This window comes from Aquicella lusitana (genome assembly GCF_902459475.1).
Lineage (GTDB): Bacteria > Pseudomonadota > Gammaproteobacteria > DSM-16500 > DSM-16500 > Aquicella > Aquicella lusitana.
Map to the genome: position 1 here is coordinate 2,001,091 of NZ_LR699114.1, position 16,541 is coordinate 2,017,631.

A 16,541-nucleotide genomic window follows, 5' to 3' on the forward strand; every position below is an offset into this window, starting at 1 on the left:
TCGTTCATTTATAAATTTTAAGTTTATGAACTCTTTACACAGACGCATTACTACGCCTCACAAACCGTGACATCAGAATACCCGCCTCATATAGCAGCCATATTGGCACCGCCAGAACAGTTTGCGATAGTACATCCGGCGGCGCGAGCAGCATACCAATAATAAAAGCGCCTACAATGGCATACGACCGCATTTTAATGAAACGTTCGCGGGTCACGACGCCCGTCGAAACTAGCAGCACCATGATGATGGGAATCTCAAACAAGCCGCCAAAGACCAACAGCAACTTGATAGTAAAATCCAGATACTCGCTGATATCGGGACTTAAAATGACACCCACTGGCGCAATACGGGCTAAAAAATGAAACAGCATGGGAAAAATAACAAAATAGGCAAACGCAATCCCTGCATAAAAGAGACCCGCGCTCACCAGCAAAAAAGGCCAAATCATGCGGCGCTCATGGCCATACAGGGCGGGGGCGATAAACGCCCAGGACTGATAAAGAAAAAACGGCACAGCGAGTAGCATCGACGCCATGAAAGCGAGTTTGAAAGGCACAAAAAAGGGTGAAACAATCTGGGTAGCGATCAAGTGTCCCTGGGGTAAAAACTTGAGTAAAGGCAAAGCGAGCAGGGTATAAAGATGATTGGCAAAATAGACAAGGACCGCGAATAACAGAAGCAAAACAATCAGTGAATAAATGAGCCTCCTGCGCAATTCCACTAAAAAGTTGATGGCCTCATTACTGTTGCTGCTCACGTTTGCGCTCATTAGAAGTATCAACCGTATCGATGAAACCGTTTAAATCATCTTTCATGCGGCCAAACAGACGGCGCACAGATTGCATGAAGCGGCCCAGTGTGTAGGCAACTTCCGGTAGCTGCTCAGGCTTGATGACCAGCAGGGCGATCAACAGGATAACGATAATTTCACTGATACTGAAATTCACGATTTATTTTCCTTGCTCTCTTCTGTATTGCCCTGATCTTCCTGTAAACCTTTACGGAAATTACGGATAGCAATCGCAAGATCATTACCGATGTCACGCAGGCGCTGCGTACCAAATACCATCATGAGGATCATGAATACCAGCAGCAACGTGCCAAAATTACGAAAACCCATACATCCTCCTTACCCAATGGAATGCGGAGTAATCCATCCCAAGGCAAAAGCGATAATTAATAAGACAAATAAAACCAATGACAAGCTAATACGCCAAGTCAATGCCTTGACGATACGCGTGGAATCTCCTTTCTCGCCGCGAACAAGATAATAAAGAGCGCTGGCCAGCGAGAAAAAAATAAACGCAAGCAATGCGATGATAATTATTTTGATAAATAAAGTCATTGTACTTACAATCCCTTAGTCCTGCCGTGTGCGCTTAGTATATTCAGATACCGTAAGGAATGCACTACATAATGCCAATCAGAATTAAAATTAAAAACTGGAAGCTAGCACTCCTCGCTTTTGTCTTTTTCTGCCTCTTTTGCAGCCTGGGTACCTGGCAACTATCCCGCGCCAATCAAAAAAAAATACTCTTAAAGTCCTTTCATGAGCGTACTCTTCACGCTCCCTTCCTGGCGGCTCACCTCAACACCGCCCAGGACTTACGTTTTTATCGGACTCAACTTACCGGCTCGTTTGATAACGCGCATTCTATCCTGCTGGATAATAAAATTTTTCACGGGAAAGTGGGGTATGAAGTTTTCACGCCTTTTAAGGCTGATGGGATCGCAACACCCATACTCATTGATCGGGGCTTTGTACCCATGGGCACCAACCGTAAAACACTGCCTCCACTCACCCGCATTCACGGACATGTTACCCTGACCGGCCTTATCAATCAGCCGCCTGCTTATGTGGCGCTCGGCTCCATGATGGAGTCCACAACGCCCGTGTGGCCGCTGCGTATTGAGTACATTAATATGGACACCCTCTCCACCCTGCTGAACCAGCCCTTATTCCCTTATATAGTAACCCTTGCGCCCACGGATGCCGCGGCTTACGCCATCGAATGGCAGATCGTCACCATGGGACCTGAGAAACATCAGGGCTATGCCGTACAATGGTTTGCTTTAGCACTCACCTTGTTGATATTATTTGTCGCGCTTAACCGTGACAGAGGCCAGACATAACGCTGCGTAATGATGCGGTTCGCCGTCAGAAACTATATGTCCATGAAGAAGATAGCAAAAATTTGATTGAGGACAACTCCTTGACCCATTACTGGTTTATATCAACAAAATATCGACGCAATTCCAAGCTGGCGCTGTTTACGTTCCTTTTAGCTTTCGTCGTGATCCTGCTTGGCGCCTACACACGTCTCACCGACGCAGGATTGTCCTGTCCAGACTGGCCCCATTGTTACGGCTTTATCACAGCCCCGCATACCGCTTCTCAGCTGCAGGATGCCGCACAAAAATACCCCATGGCACCCGTCGACATCAAAAAAGCCTGGACTGAAATGACCCACCGTTATTTTGCCGGAACAGAAGGCATTCTCATCCTCATTCTGGCCTTTTCCATTCTATTTACTCGCAAGGCCAAGGATGTGAAAGCCAAAACAATCGCCTTCGCCCTGATTGCCCTGTTAGGCGTGCAAGTCATGCTGGGCATGCTGACAGTGACCGAAAAACTGAAGCCTGTTATTGTACTCGCCCATTTGTTAACAGGCATTTCTATCCTGAGCGTCCTCTGGTGGGCTTATCTGGATGTGCATGTACACGACGATTCTTTTGTCAAAAAAACCAGTCCATTGCTCATTCCCTGGATTTGGCTCGGCCTTCTGATCGTTGCCATACAAATTACGCTGGGCGGATGGGTAAGCACGCATTATGCAGGCCTTGCCTGTATCGATTTTCCTTATTGTAACGGACAGCTTCTGCCCAATCTGCAGTTGAACAAAGCAGACACCGACCTCATCACCATTCATATGCTGCACCGCCTGGGCGCCCTGGTCACTGCCATCTATCTTGGCATCCTGGCCTTGTTTTTATTTGGCAAATCCTCCTTTAAATCCATTGCCCTATTGATCTTTGCCTTGGTGGTCTTGCAGATTACGCTCGGGATCCTTAATATTGTGTGGCTGCGTCCTGTCTGGGTCGCACTGATTCACCATTCAGTTGCCATTATTTTGTTATTAACGCTAATAACGGCGCTGGTAAAAGCTTATTTTCAATCACGGGATAATCGGTATGGCTCCTTTCTTGCGTGATTATCTTGTTCTCTGCAAACCGCGCGTCGTCCTGCTGATGCTGCTCACTACGTGGGCAGGCATGTACCTTGCCACCACGCAGTCGCTGCCCTGGTCCTTGTGGATTTATGCTACTGTCGGTATCGCGTTGATGTCAGGTTCAGCAGCGACACTGAATCATATTATTGATCATCGCGTGGATGCATTAATGGAGCGGACCAAAAACCGGCCGCTCGTCACTGGAAAACTTTCACTGCGTTCGGCATGGATTTTTGCCACAATGCAGGGCGTCATCGGTTTTCTGATTCTCTATTTTGGCGTCAACCCGCTCACAGCCATCTTAACTTTCCTGGCCGCCGTTGGTTACGCAGGCGTTTACTCCCTTTATCTGAAACGCGCAACATCGCAGAATATCGTGATCGGTGGGCTAGCAGGTGCCATGCCGCCACTCCTCGGATGGACTTCCGTCACTGGCCAGCTTGACCCCGAAGGCTGGCTGCTCGTGCTGATTATTTTCAGCTGGACACCTGCGCATTTCTGGGCGTTGTGCTTACACCGTTATAATGAATACAAACAGACGTCCATTCCCATGCTGCCCATTACCCATGGCATCTCCTTCACCAAACTGAATATTGTATTGTACAGCTTGCTCACGATTGCCTGCAGTCTGCTACCTTTTGCCATCGGCATGAGCGGCCAATTCTATCTCATCTGTGTGCTGCTGCTGGATGCGGGCCTGCTGATATATGCACTGAAATTACAGTTTGCCACCCAAGACAATTTAATCGCGCTCAAAACATTTCAGTATTCACTGATTTACTTGACGGGATTGTTTTTAGTGATATTACTGGATCATCATTTACTGATTAACTGAATACATTTATGGAAGAAGCCAATCAGACTGTTTCAACGCAGAAAATTATTCTGTTCGTGGTATTTATTTCCGCAGCATTAATGACACTACTTTTTGTTTTTCATATGGGGCATAAACCCCAACCCACACTGGCGGAAGGGGATGGCACGCTTTTTCCCGCGCCGCGCGATATTAAGCCCTTTCAGCTTGCCACAGACAAGCAATCTTTCACGCAAAAAGATTTTCTTAATCACTGGACGCTGCTGTTTTTTGGCTTCACGCATTGTTCCAGTGTTTGCCCTGTTACCATGACCATGCTCAATCAGGCTTATGAAAAACTCCAGCGCACTTATCCTGGCGTGCAAGTCGTACTGGTTTCACTGGACCCGGATCGTGATACGCCGTCTTCCGTCATGAAGTACGCACGGTCTTTCAATCCGAACTTTATTGGCGTAACAGGAAAAATTCCGGAACTGCGAAAATTACAAAGCCAATTAGGTATTTTTGCTGCACGAGATGCATCTGCTACCGAAAATAATTATCAATTGCAGCATACTTCTTCCATCCTACTCATCAACCCGCAGGGAAAATGGGCAGGGATTTTTAAATACGGCATGCCGCCTGAACAATTCGCTAATGCATTTGATGTGAGCATCAAATCATTGTCACGTTATGCTTGATCAACAGGCGGCACTCAGCACCGCCTGTTTGGAGTTGTCAGCTTGTCTTTGTCGGCTTAAGCTGTGCCAAAGCTTTAATTTCCGCGCAATCCCTGAGCTCGGAAAGCATCTTTGCTATTTTGATTTCATAATTGTTTGGCATAGAGCTTCCATGGGGTGAGTGTAAAGCCCAAGCGCTCAAAACTGACTGCACTTCATGATTCACTGCGCCAATATTAAGACCCAAATGCTGATAAAGCGCTTCCAGCACGCGCACACGCAGCTTCAGGCTTGTTTCAAAAGGCTTGCCATCCTTGTTTAAATCCTGCCAAACCGTACGGAGCAAATCTTGGTTGCCCAATGCGTAGTCTGTTACAAAACGTTGATAAGCTGTCGCTCGGTTGCGTCCCGACGCTCCGCTTCCTGATAGGAACGTCAAAATATTGGTTACCACCGATGATTCTTTTGGTTGGGGGTTATCAAACGTAAAATATTCATCAATTTTGCTTAACAAAATTTCTCTTAATGAGGTTCTTGTTTGCATTTCTTCTCCTCCTTTAATAATTGGAATATTCGATCAGGCTGCTGAAACCAAGAGATAGCCCTTTCTCGTCTTTACCCGCAAAACTACACAAAAGCCAACATGACTGCAACCTACATTATTCTGCCCAGAAGGACTGCCAGCGCGGCGTTATTCAGCTATAATGCCTCCCTTTCAATGACAGGTTTTATTTTTATTATGTTCAATCAGCTTTTTGCCTACAGTCAGTACCTGCTACCTCAGCATCTTTTATCCGCTCTGGCGGGACGCCTCGCTGAGTCCCGCTCACCCCGACTTAAAAATAGTCTGATCCGGTTTTTTATTCATCGCTATAAGGTGGATTTAAGTGAAGCCATCAGTGAAAATCTGGATGATTACCCTACCTTCAACAGTTTTTTTATCCGCCAATTAAAACCCGGCATTCGCCCCTTGGCATTAGCACCTGAAGCTGTTATCAGCCCTGTTGATGGCCGCGTTGCTGCGCTCGGCAAAATTAATCAAAACCAGCTCTTACAGGCAAAAAAGCATTATTACAACCTTGAAACGCTACTCGGCAACGATAAAGAGCTAGCAACACTTTTTTCTGACGGCGATTTTGCCACGCTCTATCTTGCACCGCAGAATTATCATCGTGTGCACATGCCTTTATCCGGCACGTTAACAAAAAGTATTTACGTGCCTGGCAAGTTATTCTCTGTCAACCGTATTACATCCGAACTTATCCCTAATCTTTACAGCCGGAATGAACGTCTTATCTCGTTGTTCGATACTGAAGCGGGAAAAATGGCCATGATTCTTGTTGGTGCAATGATTGTTGGCAGCATCCAAACTGTTTGGATGACTCAACCCATACGTTCGCACCAGATGATCACCGAAACTTTTACCAATGGATTAACCCTGCAAAAAAGTGCTGAACTGGGTTATTTTAAAATGGGCTCTACTGTCATCCTGTTATTTGAAAAAAACAAAGTAACGTGGTCGCCCTCATTTAAAACTAACAGCGCTATCCATTTTGGGCAATTTTTAGGAAAAATCGCCAAATAAGTCACGAAATTAAGCTTGTCTTAAGATAAATTATTTAGAATGGTTATCACCTGACCATATTCTAAACAAGAAATAAAAAATTATGCGCAAACTCGTTTCACAAAACATAAGTAAATTCATCATCACTGTCACAGCCATTTATATGGCTTATTATCTATTGTTACATGATAATTTTTTGCATAGCTCCATTGCATCGATCATTGACTCTGCAAACCGGCTGAATATTAAGGAGCACTTACTCATCGTCGGGCTATTACCTATCTACATTGCGATGATGATTTTTGGCGCAGCACTGGCGGGTGTTTATCTCGGATCAAAATTACAACTTTTGTTTGATCGCTATCCCATTCAAAATATACTCTGGCTTAATACCAAAATAAGCGACTAAGCATTTCGACATTTTTCTTGTAAGATAATACATATAAATCTTGTAAGCTTTAATCCATCAATCTTCTGCTCACGCCCAATTAAGCACTTGAAAGCAATGCAAATCAATCTTCTCTATTTTACTCCCCCACCACCATACTCGCATAAAAACATTGAGCTAGTTTAAATCCTTTTGTTAATCTAGAAGTTGTCATGGATGAGCGCTAAGGACAGGCATCAGGGAATCGATGCACCAATCACGGATAGTACCGCCAAGGACACGGTAGACTGGGCTAGGAAGCCTGGGTAGGCAAAAAGGGGCAGTTTAAGGATTAAGCTGCCCCTTTTGCTTTTCTCGATCATACAGATGTTATGCCACTGCTTTTTTTTGCTGATAACGCTTTATGCTATCCATAATTTCCTTTTTCGCTGACTCTATGCCTTCCCAGCCTTCCAGCTTTGCCCACTTGCCTTTATCCAGATCTTTATAGTGTGTAAAGAAGTGTGCAATGGTATCTAGCAACTCTTTCCCCAAATCTTCAGGTTTATGCACCTGGTGATAGCGCGTTGTCAGTTTATCAACTGGGACAGCCAGAATTTTGGCATCTTTGCCCGACTCATCTGTCATGCGCAGGAGCCCCACGGGGCGGCAGCGTATCACTGAGCCTGGCAGCAGGGAGAAAGGAGAAATAACCAATACGTCTACAGGATCGCCGTCTTCCGATAAAGTATGGGGTACAAAGCCGTATTCGCAGGGATAAAACATGGCTGTTCCCAGAAAACGATCTACCATTACCATCCCGCTTTCTTTATCAATTTCATACTTGATCGGACTGTGATGCGAAGGTATTTCAATCACTACATTGATATCATCAGGAACCTGCTTTCCCGCTTGGAGATTTTCTAATCCCATAAAACATCCTCTTCATATTTTTGGATAAGCCATAAAAATTCGGGCGTCAGTGCATGTCACTCCCTGAATAATGGGGAAAAAAAATGACACCTGCGTGAGCCTAGTGTACTTTCCATTACCAATTTTGCAAGTCAGACACAATATAATCTCCTCAGGGGGAGCGGAGGACAGTTTTGACGAACACTCACGTACAAATTTATTATCTCATTGATTAAAATGGATTTCCTTTAAAAATAGCCGACATATTCTTCATACTCACCTAACTTGCGTATATACTACCCCCACCTTGGATGAGGAGTTGTGATATGGATTGCTTATTTTGTAAAATTGCTAACGGAGAAATACCGGCCCAGATTATTTATCGGGATGATCTTATTGTAGCGTTTGATGATATCAATCCACAGGCGCCACAACATAAAATTATTATTCCGCAAAAGCACATTGCAACGCTTAATGAATTGCGTGGAGAAGACAGCGAACTCATCGGATACATGGTTCAATCCGCTGTCATGCTGGCTAAGCAGCTTAATATTGCCCATGACGGATATCGAGTGCTTTTTAATTGCAACGCCGGCGCAGGCCAGAGCGTATTTCATATCCATCTGCACTTACTAGGCGGTAGGCGCATGAACTGGCCGCCGGGCTAACAGATAGAAAACATGACAACGACAGGTACTAAACAATGCAAACCTATTTCAAAAAAATCATCGAAGCGCTGGGCGAAAATCCAGAGCGCGAGGGATTAAAAAATACACCTAAACGAGCCGCTAAAGCCATGGAATTTTTAACGCAGGGATATCATCAGTCTATTGATCAGATTCTAAATGGCGCGCTTTTTGAAACAGACAATGATGAAATGATTCTTGTCAAAAACATTGAACTCTATTCATTGTGCGAACATCATTTACTTCCCTTTATTGGCAAATGCCATGTCGCTTATGTTCCCAACGGAAAAATCATCGGGCTATCCAAGATAGCGCGCATCGTCGATATGCATGCAAGACGGCTGCAAGTTCAGGAAAATCTTACGCGCGAAATTGCACAAACCATCTTTGATGTCGTAGGCGCAAAAGGCGTGGGCGTTATCATCGAGGCACAACATCTTTGCATGATGATGCGCGGCGTTGAAAAACAAAATTCAGTAATGAGCACTTCTGTCATGCTGGGTCTGTTACGCGAAGACTCACGATCACGAGCGGAATTTTTAAGCCTTGTGAAGCATTAATTTTTTCCTGCATCAGGACGGGATTAAATAAAAGCCGTTCCATGTTCCAGCAGCGGAAGACCCAGGTGTTTGGCAAGGGTTTGCCCGATATCAGCGAAAGTATCACGCAACCCAATAGGACCTGGTTTGACGGAAGGTCCAAAGGCAATCACGGGTACGTGTTCCCGTGTATGATCCGAGCCCTGCCAGGTGGGATCGCAACCATGATCCGCGGTGATAATCACCAAATCATTTTGTTTTAATTCTTTTTCGAAAGCAGGCAACCATCCGTCAAATTCTTCCAGTGCTTTTGCATAACCTGCCACATCACGACGGTGGCCATAGAGCATGTCAAAATCAACCAGGTTTACAAAGGTAATACTGTGATCAGGCGCATGTGTAGCCGCTTCCATAAAAGCAGCAAACAATGCCTGGTTACCATCGGCTTTGATTGTGCGAGTAATGCCTTGATGAGCATAAATGTCAGCAACTTTACCTATCGCTATAACTTCGCCGCCATCTTCTGTCAGCTTGTCCAGCAATGTGGGCGCAGGAGGTGGTGTTGCATAATCACGACGGTTGCCTGTGCGGTAATAATGACCTGGCACACCCAAAAACGGCCGTGCAATCACCCGGCCAATATTGTATTGATCCACCAGCTCGCGGGTAACTTCACATACGTCATAGAGACGCTGCAATCCAAATGTTTCTTCATGCGCTGCTATCTGAAAAACACTGTCGGCGGAAGTGTACACAATAGGTTTGCCAGTTTTTTGATGCTCTTGACCAAGTTCCGCGATAATCATTGTGCCTGAAGCGTGTTTATTCCCCAACACACCAGGAAGATTGGCGCGATGAATAAGTTCATCTAGCAATGCTTTGGGAAAACTGGGATAAGCGGGTGAAAAATAACCCCATTCAAACAGGACCGGCACCCCAGCCATTTCCCAATGGCCGCTTTGTGTATCTTTGCCAAGACTTATTTCTTTCGCGCATCCATAAGCCGCCTTGATAGGAGCGTTTTCATCAAGTCCGGGAACCGCTTTGCCGCTGCTGATCATTGCTGCGCCGTTTAATCCTAGCCTCGTCAGATTAGGAAGGTGCAGGGAGCCTGAACGTACACCGGCTTTATTTGCTTTGCCCTGTTGGCAATGCTCAGCGATATGGAGCAAGGTATTGGCGCCTTCATCACCGTACTTGTACGCATCGGCAGTCGCGCCTAATCCGAACGAATCCAGCATAATGATGAAAGCACGCGCCATGTTTTCGTCCTCTATGCTTGCGAGCGGCAGTAGGTTTCACGAATAAAAAACGCGATCACGAGAGCAATAATAAATGCAATCGGCATGACCAGCATAGCACGATTAAAATCCTGGGCTGTATAGATTGTCAAACCATTCACAACTGCATGCACGCCTGTGCCTTCCATTAACCAGCCAAAAAACGGCGGTACAACAAATCCGCTTACCATGATGCAAACTGAATCAATACTGACAGCCGTACTGGTAAGATAAATAGGATTCAACTCAGCAATGGTGGGATAGGTCAGTACTTGTGAACTGGTAACAAGGCCCACCAGGAAGAACAGCAGAATCAGCGACCAGAGCGATAACCCCGGCACATACATCAGGATACCCATTACAACCAGGGAGATAATGGCACCCACTATCATGGGGAATACGCGCCTTTCAATATGATCTGAAATCCAGCCATAAATCAGCGAGCCAAAAATAACCCCTACAAAAAACATTGTCGTGGCATAGGAGGCTTCTGCCATCGTGATATGGTGAACATTCGTAAGATACAGGATTCCCCACAATCCACCGAGGATAAAAACGGGTAGGTTCATGAGGGACGTATAAAGCCCGCCAAACCAGTTTTGCGGGTTAAGCGCTGCCAGCTTGATGCAACGCCACAAACCGAGTTCTTTCAGATGCTGGTGATCAGCTTTGGCTTCTTCATGCGAATCCGGCGGCCGGTCCTGCACGACAAAAAGTACGGCCAGTAAAATCACCACCCCGAGTCCGGTATTGATCATCAGCGCCTGACGCCAGCTACCGAGGTAACTGACAAGTAAAGCAAAGGGTGTCTGCGCAACCAGGCCGCCTAGCATGGCCATCGTGACAATGACCCCTGTCACAAATGCCATTCGGTGCGGCGGAAACCAGCGCGAAGCAAGGCGAATACAGCTTAAAAAACAGAACGAAGCGCCGCAACCTACCAGAAACCGGCCAAGCGCTGCGACCCAGAAAACATTGGCAATAGTGAAAATGAATGTGCCGAGGGTACAGATGCTGACTGCAAAAGTGAGCATTTTTTTAGTGGAAAAACGATCAAGCAGGTTCCCTACCGGGAAAAGACATAGTGCATTGGCATAAAAATACATGGAAAATAACTGGCCAATCTGTACCGCATCGAGCTGAAACGTTTCTCTTAATTGGGTATTAATAGAATTAAAAAAATTCATCTGGATGAATTCGTAAAAGAAGAAAAGCGAAGCAGTCAATGTCACTGCCCAAGCGAGCTTGTTGTGCGATGTTTTTTCATGTCGGTATGTGTTTGGCATAGGATGCTATTATCTAGTTATGTTATGGAGTTAAAAGTTGGCTAATTTTAAACACAAGTGAAGGAATTATACTAGCCCATTTGATGCCTTGAGGCGGTCATTCCCGCGTTCACTAAACCCCAAGCACCCGGCAAGTGAGTGGCAAAATTAAAAGAGATGATTGCCCTTGTAAAGGATCCTCAATTGGCATTAAATACAATGCAGTATCTCATCCACTAGCTTGCTTGAACCGATTCTAAAAGTATCCGGAGAGATCCAGTTTTTGCCCAGTATTTGATCAGCCAGCTCAACATATTGAGCTGCCTGCTCCATGCTTCTTATGCCGCCAGCCACTTTTAACCCCATGGGACGCTTGATATGCGCATTCAAATGCTCGACCACTAACAGCATCGTTGCTGCTGCTTCCAGTGTCGCGCCTTCCGGTATTTTTCCTGTCGACGTTTTAATAAAATCCGCCCCGCTGGTGAGCACATCCAGACTGGCATCCGCAATGATGGCAAGATCACTTAGCACCCCTGTTTCCAAAATGACTTTGAGGGTGACTGCATTGCCGCACGCCGCCTTGCACGCAGCAACAAAACTATGTGCATATTGCCGCTCACCGGCCAAATAACGTTCATAAGGAAAAACTACGTCTACTTCTTGCGCGCCATCCTGTATGGCTTGGCCAATTTCAATCAGAACAGTCTCAAGCGATCCATCACCCTTTGGAAAATTGGCAACCGTCGCCGTTTTAACGGGCGAGCCAGCAAAAACTTCCGCCACTTGTCGGACAAAAGGACGTCCCACGCAAACAGCTGCCACATGCCCTAAGGGTGTTTGTGCTTTTTTGCAAAGCGCTGCGATATTCGCTTCAGTATCCGTTTCATTTAGGCTGGTGAGATCTATTAAACCCAGCATTCTATGTTGTAGCGCCGTATCTACCTTGATTGGCTTTAATGCATCAATCTGCTTCCTGACCGCTTCAGCCCATTGCATAAATGCTGTTCGCTTCTTTGATAAACTCAGGAATCAGTTTCGTTAATTTGCGTGCCGCTAACTCACCGAAGTGCAGTGTACCGTCATGGCTGATTTTCTCTTTGCTAAGCCCCGCAGCGAGATTCGTAATAGCTGCCACGCAGGCTACGCGCATGCCGCAATGCCGTGCCAAAATGACTTCCGGCACGACTGACATGCCTACCGCATCAGCGCCCCACCGTTTGAAAGCGCGAATTTCTGCTGGTGTTTCAAAAGACGGTCCCAATGTTGAAATATAAACCCCTCTGTGCAGAGTAATATTTAACTTGTCCGCGGCCGTTTGCATAATATCCTGCAGATCAATGTCATAAGCATCATCCATGGCAAGGAAACGCGGCCCGATGGTTTCATCGTTAGGCCCCACTAGCGGATTACCGGGATGGAAATTGATATGATCATTGATCATCATCAACTCGCCCGGCTCTGTTTCTTCACGCAACGAACCTGCGGCGCCAGTGACAATAAAGATATTGCAGCCCAGTTTTCTGACAATGCGCACCAGGAGGCGAATGGAATCATAGGAAACACCTTCATAAAGATGCAAACGGCCGCGCAGACAGACCACTGGCACATCATTCAGATAGCCCATCACCAACAACGAGGCATGCCCCGCCACATTTCCGGTTTGCAAACCGGGTATCGCCTGATAAGGAACAGAAACAGGATTAACGATTTGTTCAGCCAGGGAAGAAAGGCCGGAACCCAGGATCATGCCAATTCGGGGATTAAAGCCCTTTGGCACATAACGTTGAATGACTTGCATCACCTCAGCTAGGGAAGAGGCCATGTTTTTTCTCCGGTTAATGATATTTCGAGAACATTTACCTAACTATGCCATCCCTGCCTACGCGGGGATGGCAAACACAAACTAGGAAAGGGTGCTACGTCGATTTGCCGCTCCCTACAAGCTGCTTTTACTTAAGCACTCAGCTTGGATCGCTCAGTTGTTTCACCTGATAAGCTTGATACCTTCATCCAAGCAACGGCTACATCCAGCATGCGGTTTGAGAAGCCCCACTCATTGTCATACCAGGCAAGCACTTTAACCAAGTTACCCATCACTTTAGTACCAAAGGTATCAAAAATAGCCGAGGCAGGATGATGATTGAAATCAATGGATACTAACTGTTCATCATTATAAGCCAGTACACCTTTCAAGGCGCCGTTTGCTGCTTTTTGAATGACGTTATTGATTTCATCCACCGAAGTAGCTCGTTTGGCTTCAAACGTCAGGTCAACCAGCGAAACATTGATGGTCGGCACGCGTACTGCAAAACCATCCAGTTTTCCATTCAACTCGGGAAGAACTAGACCGACAGCGGAAGCTGCGCCTGTCTTCGTGGGAATAATGGATTGCGTAGCTGAACGAGCACGGCGCAAGTCGCTGTGATAAACATCCAGTAGGCTTTGATCGTTCGTAAACGCATGCACGGTATTCATCAGACCGCTGACCACGCCCACTGCTTCATGCAGTGGCTTGACAATGGTGGCAAGACAATTGGTGGTGCAGGAAGCGTTGGAAATCACGGTATCGCTCGCTTTAAGGACATCATGGTTCACGCCATACACAATCGTCGCATCGACACCGGTTGCTGGCGCGGAAATAATGACTTTCTTGGCACCCGCTTCAAGATGCTGTGCCGCTTTTTCCTTGGAAGTAAACAGACCAGTGCATTCAAATACGATATCCACATTCAACTCTTTCCAGGGAAGTTTTTTGGGATCCCGCTCGGCAACTACACGGATTTTATCGCCGTTCACAATCATTTCATTTCCCGACAGCGATACTTCGCCTGGAAATTTACCGTGCGTCGTGTCATAACGCGTAAGATGCACATTGGTATTCACATCGCCCAGATCGTTGATAGCGACAATCTGAATTTCTGGATGCACTTTTTTTTCATAATGAGCACGCAAGATATTGCGGCCGATACGACCATAACCATTAATCGCGACGCGAATTGCCATGAGATGTCTCCTTAAAACTGAAGCCTGTTTTAAAAAATGTCTTTCTCATCTCTAAAAGAGAGAATTTGCTTATTTAGCTATGTCATGCCTGCGAAGGCTTGCATGACAATCCTTAACGCCTTCCTGAAAAAACTTACTTTTCCATTCCTGATGCGCATTTTGCATCAAAATGCAGCGAAGCATTGGCAGCAGAATATATAACTTCCTTAGTAATTGCTACTACGTGGTCAACGGTAAAACCGCAATCGCGGAACACGTCCTTAGCTGGAGCAGAAGCACCAAAGCGGTTCATGCCTATTACCTTCCCATGCAAGCCCACGAAGCGATACCAGTAATCGCCGGCCGCCGCCTCAATAGCCACTTTTGCCAAAACCGAACCAGGCAAAACTTGGTTGCGATAGTTTTCATCCTGCGCGAGAAAGACGTCAGTAGAAGGCATGGAAACCACGCGCACATAGATTTTCGCGTCTTTCAATTGCTTTGCCGCTTCAACAGCCAGTGCAACTTCTGACCCTGTTGCAATTAAAATCGCGTCAGGTTTGCCGTCTGCATAATCCAGAAGAATATAACCGCCGCGCTGAACCAATGGCAACTGGTCCGGATGCCGCTCCTGGTGAGGCAAGGCCTGGCGCGAAAAAAGAAGACAAGTCGGCCCCTGGCGTTCGATCGCAGCCCGCCAGGCCACAGCCGTTTCTACCGTATCGCAGGGACGCCAGACAGAAAGCCCAGGCATGAGACGCAAGCCCGGTAGCTGCTCCACCGGCTGATGGGTAGGGCCATCTTCACCCAGCCCGATCGAATCATGCGTATAAACAAAAATGACCCGCTGACGCATTAACGAAGCGAGCCTGATGGCATTACGCGCATAATCTGAAAAAGTTAAAAAAGTGCCGCCAAACGGAATGATGCCCTTGTAAAGCGCTAAGCCATTCATGATGGCAGACATGCCAAACTCGCGCACACCGTAGTGAATATAGCGGCCTTCTGGCACCTGGTCAGAAAACACTTTCATGCCCTGCCAATTCGTGCAGTTTGATTCTGTTAAATCTGCGGAACCGCCCATCATTTCAGGCAGATGATTGGCATAGAGGTTAAGACAAAGTTGGGAGGCCTTGCGGGTCGCAACAGACTGTTTTTTTTCATTCAGCTCATGCAGCAACTTGTCTGCTTGTGTCTGCCAGTCAGCAGGTAACCGGCCTTCTATACGGCGCAGCAATTCTTTTGCGAGCTCCGGATATTGATGCTGATAACGGTCGAACAATGCCTGCCACGCTTTTTCAAGTGCCGTCCCTTTTTGACGAGCATCCCAGGAAGCATAAACCTCTTCTGGAATCACAAAAGGAGTATGCGGCCAATTAAGCTGTGTTCGTACAGCAGCGATTTCTTTCTCGCCCAGCGCTGCGCCGTGCGTCTCAGCTTTACCAGCCAGATTGGGTGATCCCCAGCCTATCGTGGTCTTACAGCAAATGAGCGTGGGCTTATCCGTCACCGCCTGTGCAGCAATGATAGCCTGATGTATCGCTTCGCTGTCATGGCCGTTTACATTCGGAATCACATGCCAGCCATAAGCCTCAAAGCGGAGCGGGGTGTTATCGCGAAACCAGTTTACAACTTCACCATCGATGGAAATGCCATTGTCGTCATAAAAAACGATCAGCTTGCCGAGCCCCAATGTTCCTGCTAGGGAACAAGCTTCATGCGAAATACCTTCCATCAGGCAGCCGTCGCCGGCAAAACAATAAGTATAATGATCAATGATGGGAAAACCGGGCTTATTAAAAAGAGAAGCGAGATGTTTTTCTGCGATAGCCATCCCCACGGCATTCGCAATGCCCTGACCCAAAGGACCCGTCGTGGTTTCCACCCCCGGCGTTTCGCCAAATTCGGGATGCCCGGGCGTCCTGGAGTGTAACTGACGGAACTGCTTGATATCTTCAATTGTCAAATCATAACCAGCGAGATGCAAAAGCGCATATTGCAGCATGGCGCCATGTCCGTTAGAGAGCATAAAACGGTCGCGGTTCATCCAGTGTGGATTGAGGGGATTATGGCGTAAGAAATCATGCCATAGCACTTCAGCAATATCTGCCATACCCATTGGCATGCCAGGATGGCCGGAATTGGCTTTTTGTACGGCATCAATACTTAAAAATCGAATGGCGTCTGCACGATCTCTACGCGTAGGCTGTGACATAGCTATTACCCTCGGGTTAATC

The 16,541-nt window shown here is 46.7% G+C and carries 20 protein-coding genes; 8 read left to right on the top strand and 12 right to left on the bottom strand.

Translation table 11 applies throughout. From position 1 onward, the window contains the following. Positions 1–34 precede the first annotated feature (34 nt). From tatC to AQUSIP_RS09300, 4 genes are read right to left on the bottom strand one after another with little or no spacing between them, the layout of a single operon-like run. Positions 35–760 carry a twin-arginine translocase subunit TatC gene (gene tatC / locus AQUSIP_RS09285; RefSeq protein ID WP_232058663.1) on the bottom strand — a complete coding sequence of 242 codons (726 nt, stop codon included), beginning with the start codon at positions 758–760 and terminating at the stop codon, positions 35–37. Beyond that, the gene (locus AQUSIP_RS09290) at positions 744–950 is read right to left on the bottom strand and encodes a twin-arginine translocase TatA/TatE family subunit (protein ID WP_170131828.1); all 207 of its coding nucleotides are present in this window, start codon (positions 948–950) and stop codon (positions 744–746) included. The genes tatC and AQUSIP_RS09290 overlap by 17 nt, the downstream gene beginning before the upstream one ends. Continuing rightward, complete coding sequence (locus AQUSIP_RS09295; RefSeq protein WP_114834687.1) at positions 947–1,123, bottom strand: twin-arginine translocase TatA/TatE family subunit; 177 nt, start codon at positions 1,121–1,123, stop codon at positions 947–949. The genes AQUSIP_RS09290 and AQUSIP_RS09295 overlap by 4 nt, the downstream gene beginning before the upstream one ends. A 9-nt stretch (positions 1,124–1,132) precedes the next feature. Then, complete coding sequence (locus AQUSIP_RS09300) at positions 1,133–1,348, bottom strand: twin transmembrane helix small protein (protein ID WP_114834686.1); 216 nt, start codon at positions 1,346–1,348, stop codon at positions 1,133–1,135. Between the two features lie 71 nt (positions 1,349–1,419). Between AQUSIP_RS09300 and AQUSIP_RS09305 the strand changes: the two genes are divergently transcribed. From AQUSIP_RS09305 to AQUSIP_RS09320, 4 genes are all read left to right on the top strand, one after another. Beyond that, complete coding sequence (locus AQUSIP_RS09305; protein ID WP_170131827.1) at positions 1,420–2,136, top strand: SURF1 family protein; 717 nt, start codon at positions 1,420–1,422, stop codon at positions 2,134–2,136. An 80-nt stretch (positions 2,137–2,216) separates the two neighbouring features. Further along, positions 2,217–3,215 carry a COX15/CtaA family protein gene (locus AQUSIP_RS09310; RefSeq protein WP_170131826.1) on the top strand — a complete coding sequence of 333 codons (999 nt, stop codon included), beginning with the start codon at positions 2,217–2,219 and terminating at the stop codon, positions 3,213–3,215. Next, on the top strand, positions 3,196–4,068 hold the full coding sequence (cyoE, locus tag AQUSIP_RS09315; protein WP_114834683.1) for a heme o synthase: 873 nt from the start codon (positions 3,196–3,198) through the stop codon (positions 4,066–4,068). The genes AQUSIP_RS09310 and cyoE overlap by 20 nt, the downstream gene beginning before the upstream one ends. Before the next feature lie 8 nt (positions 4,069–4,076). Then, complete coding sequence (locus AQUSIP_RS09320) at positions 4,077–4,727, top strand: SCO family protein (RefSeq protein WP_114834682.1); 651 nt, start codon at positions 4,077–4,079, stop codon at positions 4,725–4,727. A 37-nt stretch (positions 4,728–4,764) separates the two neighbouring features. On the opposite strand, the gene AQUSIP_RS09325 is transcribed toward AQUSIP_RS09320, so the two are convergent. Next, positions 4,765–5,250, bottom strand: coding sequence for a hypothetical protein (locus AQUSIP_RS09325; protein ID WP_114834681.1), 486 nt, complete (start codon positions 5,248–5,250; stop codon positions 4,765–4,767). A gap of 99 nt (positions 5,251–5,349) precedes the next feature. On the opposite strand from AQUSIP_RS09325, the gene asd reads away from it, so the two are divergent. Together asd and AQUSIP_RS09335 are read left to right on the top strand one after the other, a co-directional pair. Beyond that, the gene (gene asd / locus AQUSIP_RS09330; protein WP_232058664.1) at positions 5,350–6,291 is read left to right on the top strand and encodes an archaetidylserine decarboxylase; all 942 of its coding nucleotides are present in this window, start codon (positions 5,350–5,352) and stop codon (positions 6,289–6,291) included. A gap of 82 nt (positions 6,292–6,373) precedes the next feature. Beyond that, positions 6,374–6,679 carry a hypothetical protein gene (locus AQUSIP_RS09335; protein ID WP_114834680.1) on the top strand — a complete coding sequence of 102 codons (306 nt, stop codon included), beginning with the start codon at positions 6,374–6,376 and terminating at the stop codon, positions 6,677–6,679. A gap of 348 nt (positions 6,680–7,027) precedes the next feature. Here AQUSIP_RS09335 and ppa read toward each other — a convergent pair whose 3' ends face one another. Continuing rightward, the gene (ppa, locus tag AQUSIP_RS09340) at positions 7,028–7,570 is read right to left on the bottom strand and encodes an inorganic diphosphatase (protein WP_114834679.1); all 543 of its coding nucleotides are present in this window, start codon (positions 7,568–7,570) and stop codon (positions 7,028–7,030) included. A 305-nt stretch (positions 7,571–7,875) separates the two neighbouring features. On the opposite strand from ppa, the gene AQUSIP_RS09345 reads away from it, so the two are divergent. Both AQUSIP_RS09345 and folE read left to right on the top strand, forming a co-directional pair. Then, the gene (locus tag AQUSIP_RS09345) at positions 7,876–8,217 is read left to right on the top strand and encodes a histidine triad nucleotide-binding protein (RefSeq protein WP_114834678.1); all 342 of its coding nucleotides are present in this window, start codon (positions 7,876–7,878) and stop codon (positions 8,215–8,217) included. A 35-nt stretch (positions 8,218–8,252) separates the two neighbouring features. Further along, a complete protein-coding gene (gene folE / locus AQUSIP_RS09350; RefSeq protein ID WP_114834677.1) occupies positions 8,253–8,795 on the top strand; it encodes a GTP cyclohydrolase I FolE in 543 nt (180 codons plus the stop codon). Between the two features lie 23 nt (positions 8,796–8,818). Here the strand turns inward: folE and AQUSIP_RS09355 are convergent, their stop codons facing one another. The 6 genes from AQUSIP_RS09355 to tkt all read right to left on the bottom strand — a co-directional run bounded on the left by AQUSIP_RS09355 (position 8,819) and on the right by tkt (position 16,519). Beyond that, positions 8,819–10,036, bottom strand: coding sequence for a phosphopentomutase (locus tag AQUSIP_RS09355; protein ID WP_114834676.1), 1,218 nt, complete (start codon positions 10,034–10,036; stop codon positions 8,819–8,821). A gap of 11 nt (positions 10,037–10,047) precedes the next feature. After that, the gene (locus AQUSIP_RS09360) at positions 10,048–11,340 is read right to left on the bottom strand and encodes an MFS transporter (protein ID WP_114834675.1); all 1,293 of its coding nucleotides are present in this window, start codon (positions 11,338–11,340) and stop codon (positions 10,048–10,050) included. A 189-nt stretch (positions 11,341–11,529) separates the two neighbouring features. Next, positions 11,530–12,318, bottom strand: a complete 789-nt coding sequence (deoC, locus tag AQUSIP_RS09365; RefSeq protein WP_114834674.1) for a deoxyribose-phosphate aldolase — start codon at positions 12,316–12,318, stop codon at positions 11,530–11,532. Then, positions 12,305–13,144: a purine-nucleoside phosphorylase gene (locus AQUSIP_RS09370; protein ID WP_114834673.1), complete on the bottom strand. Its 840-nt coding sequence runs from the start codon at positions 13,142–13,144 to the stop codon at positions 12,305–12,307. The genes deoC and AQUSIP_RS09370 overlap by 14 nt, the downstream gene beginning before the upstream one ends. Before the next feature lie 131 nt (positions 13,145–13,275). After that, entirely contained in the window at positions 13,276–14,325 is a 1,050-nt protein-coding gene (gap, locus tag AQUSIP_RS09375; RefSeq protein WP_114834672.1) for a type I glyceraldehyde-3-phosphate dehydrogenase, read from the bottom strand. 133 nt (positions 14,326–14,458) lie between these two features. Further along, on the bottom strand, positions 14,459–16,519 hold the full coding sequence (tkt, locus tag AQUSIP_RS09380) for a transketolase (protein ID WP_114834671.1): 2,061 nt from the start codon (positions 16,517–16,519) through the stop codon (positions 14,459–14,461). Between the last annotated feature and the right edge of the window lie 22 nt (positions 16,520–16,541).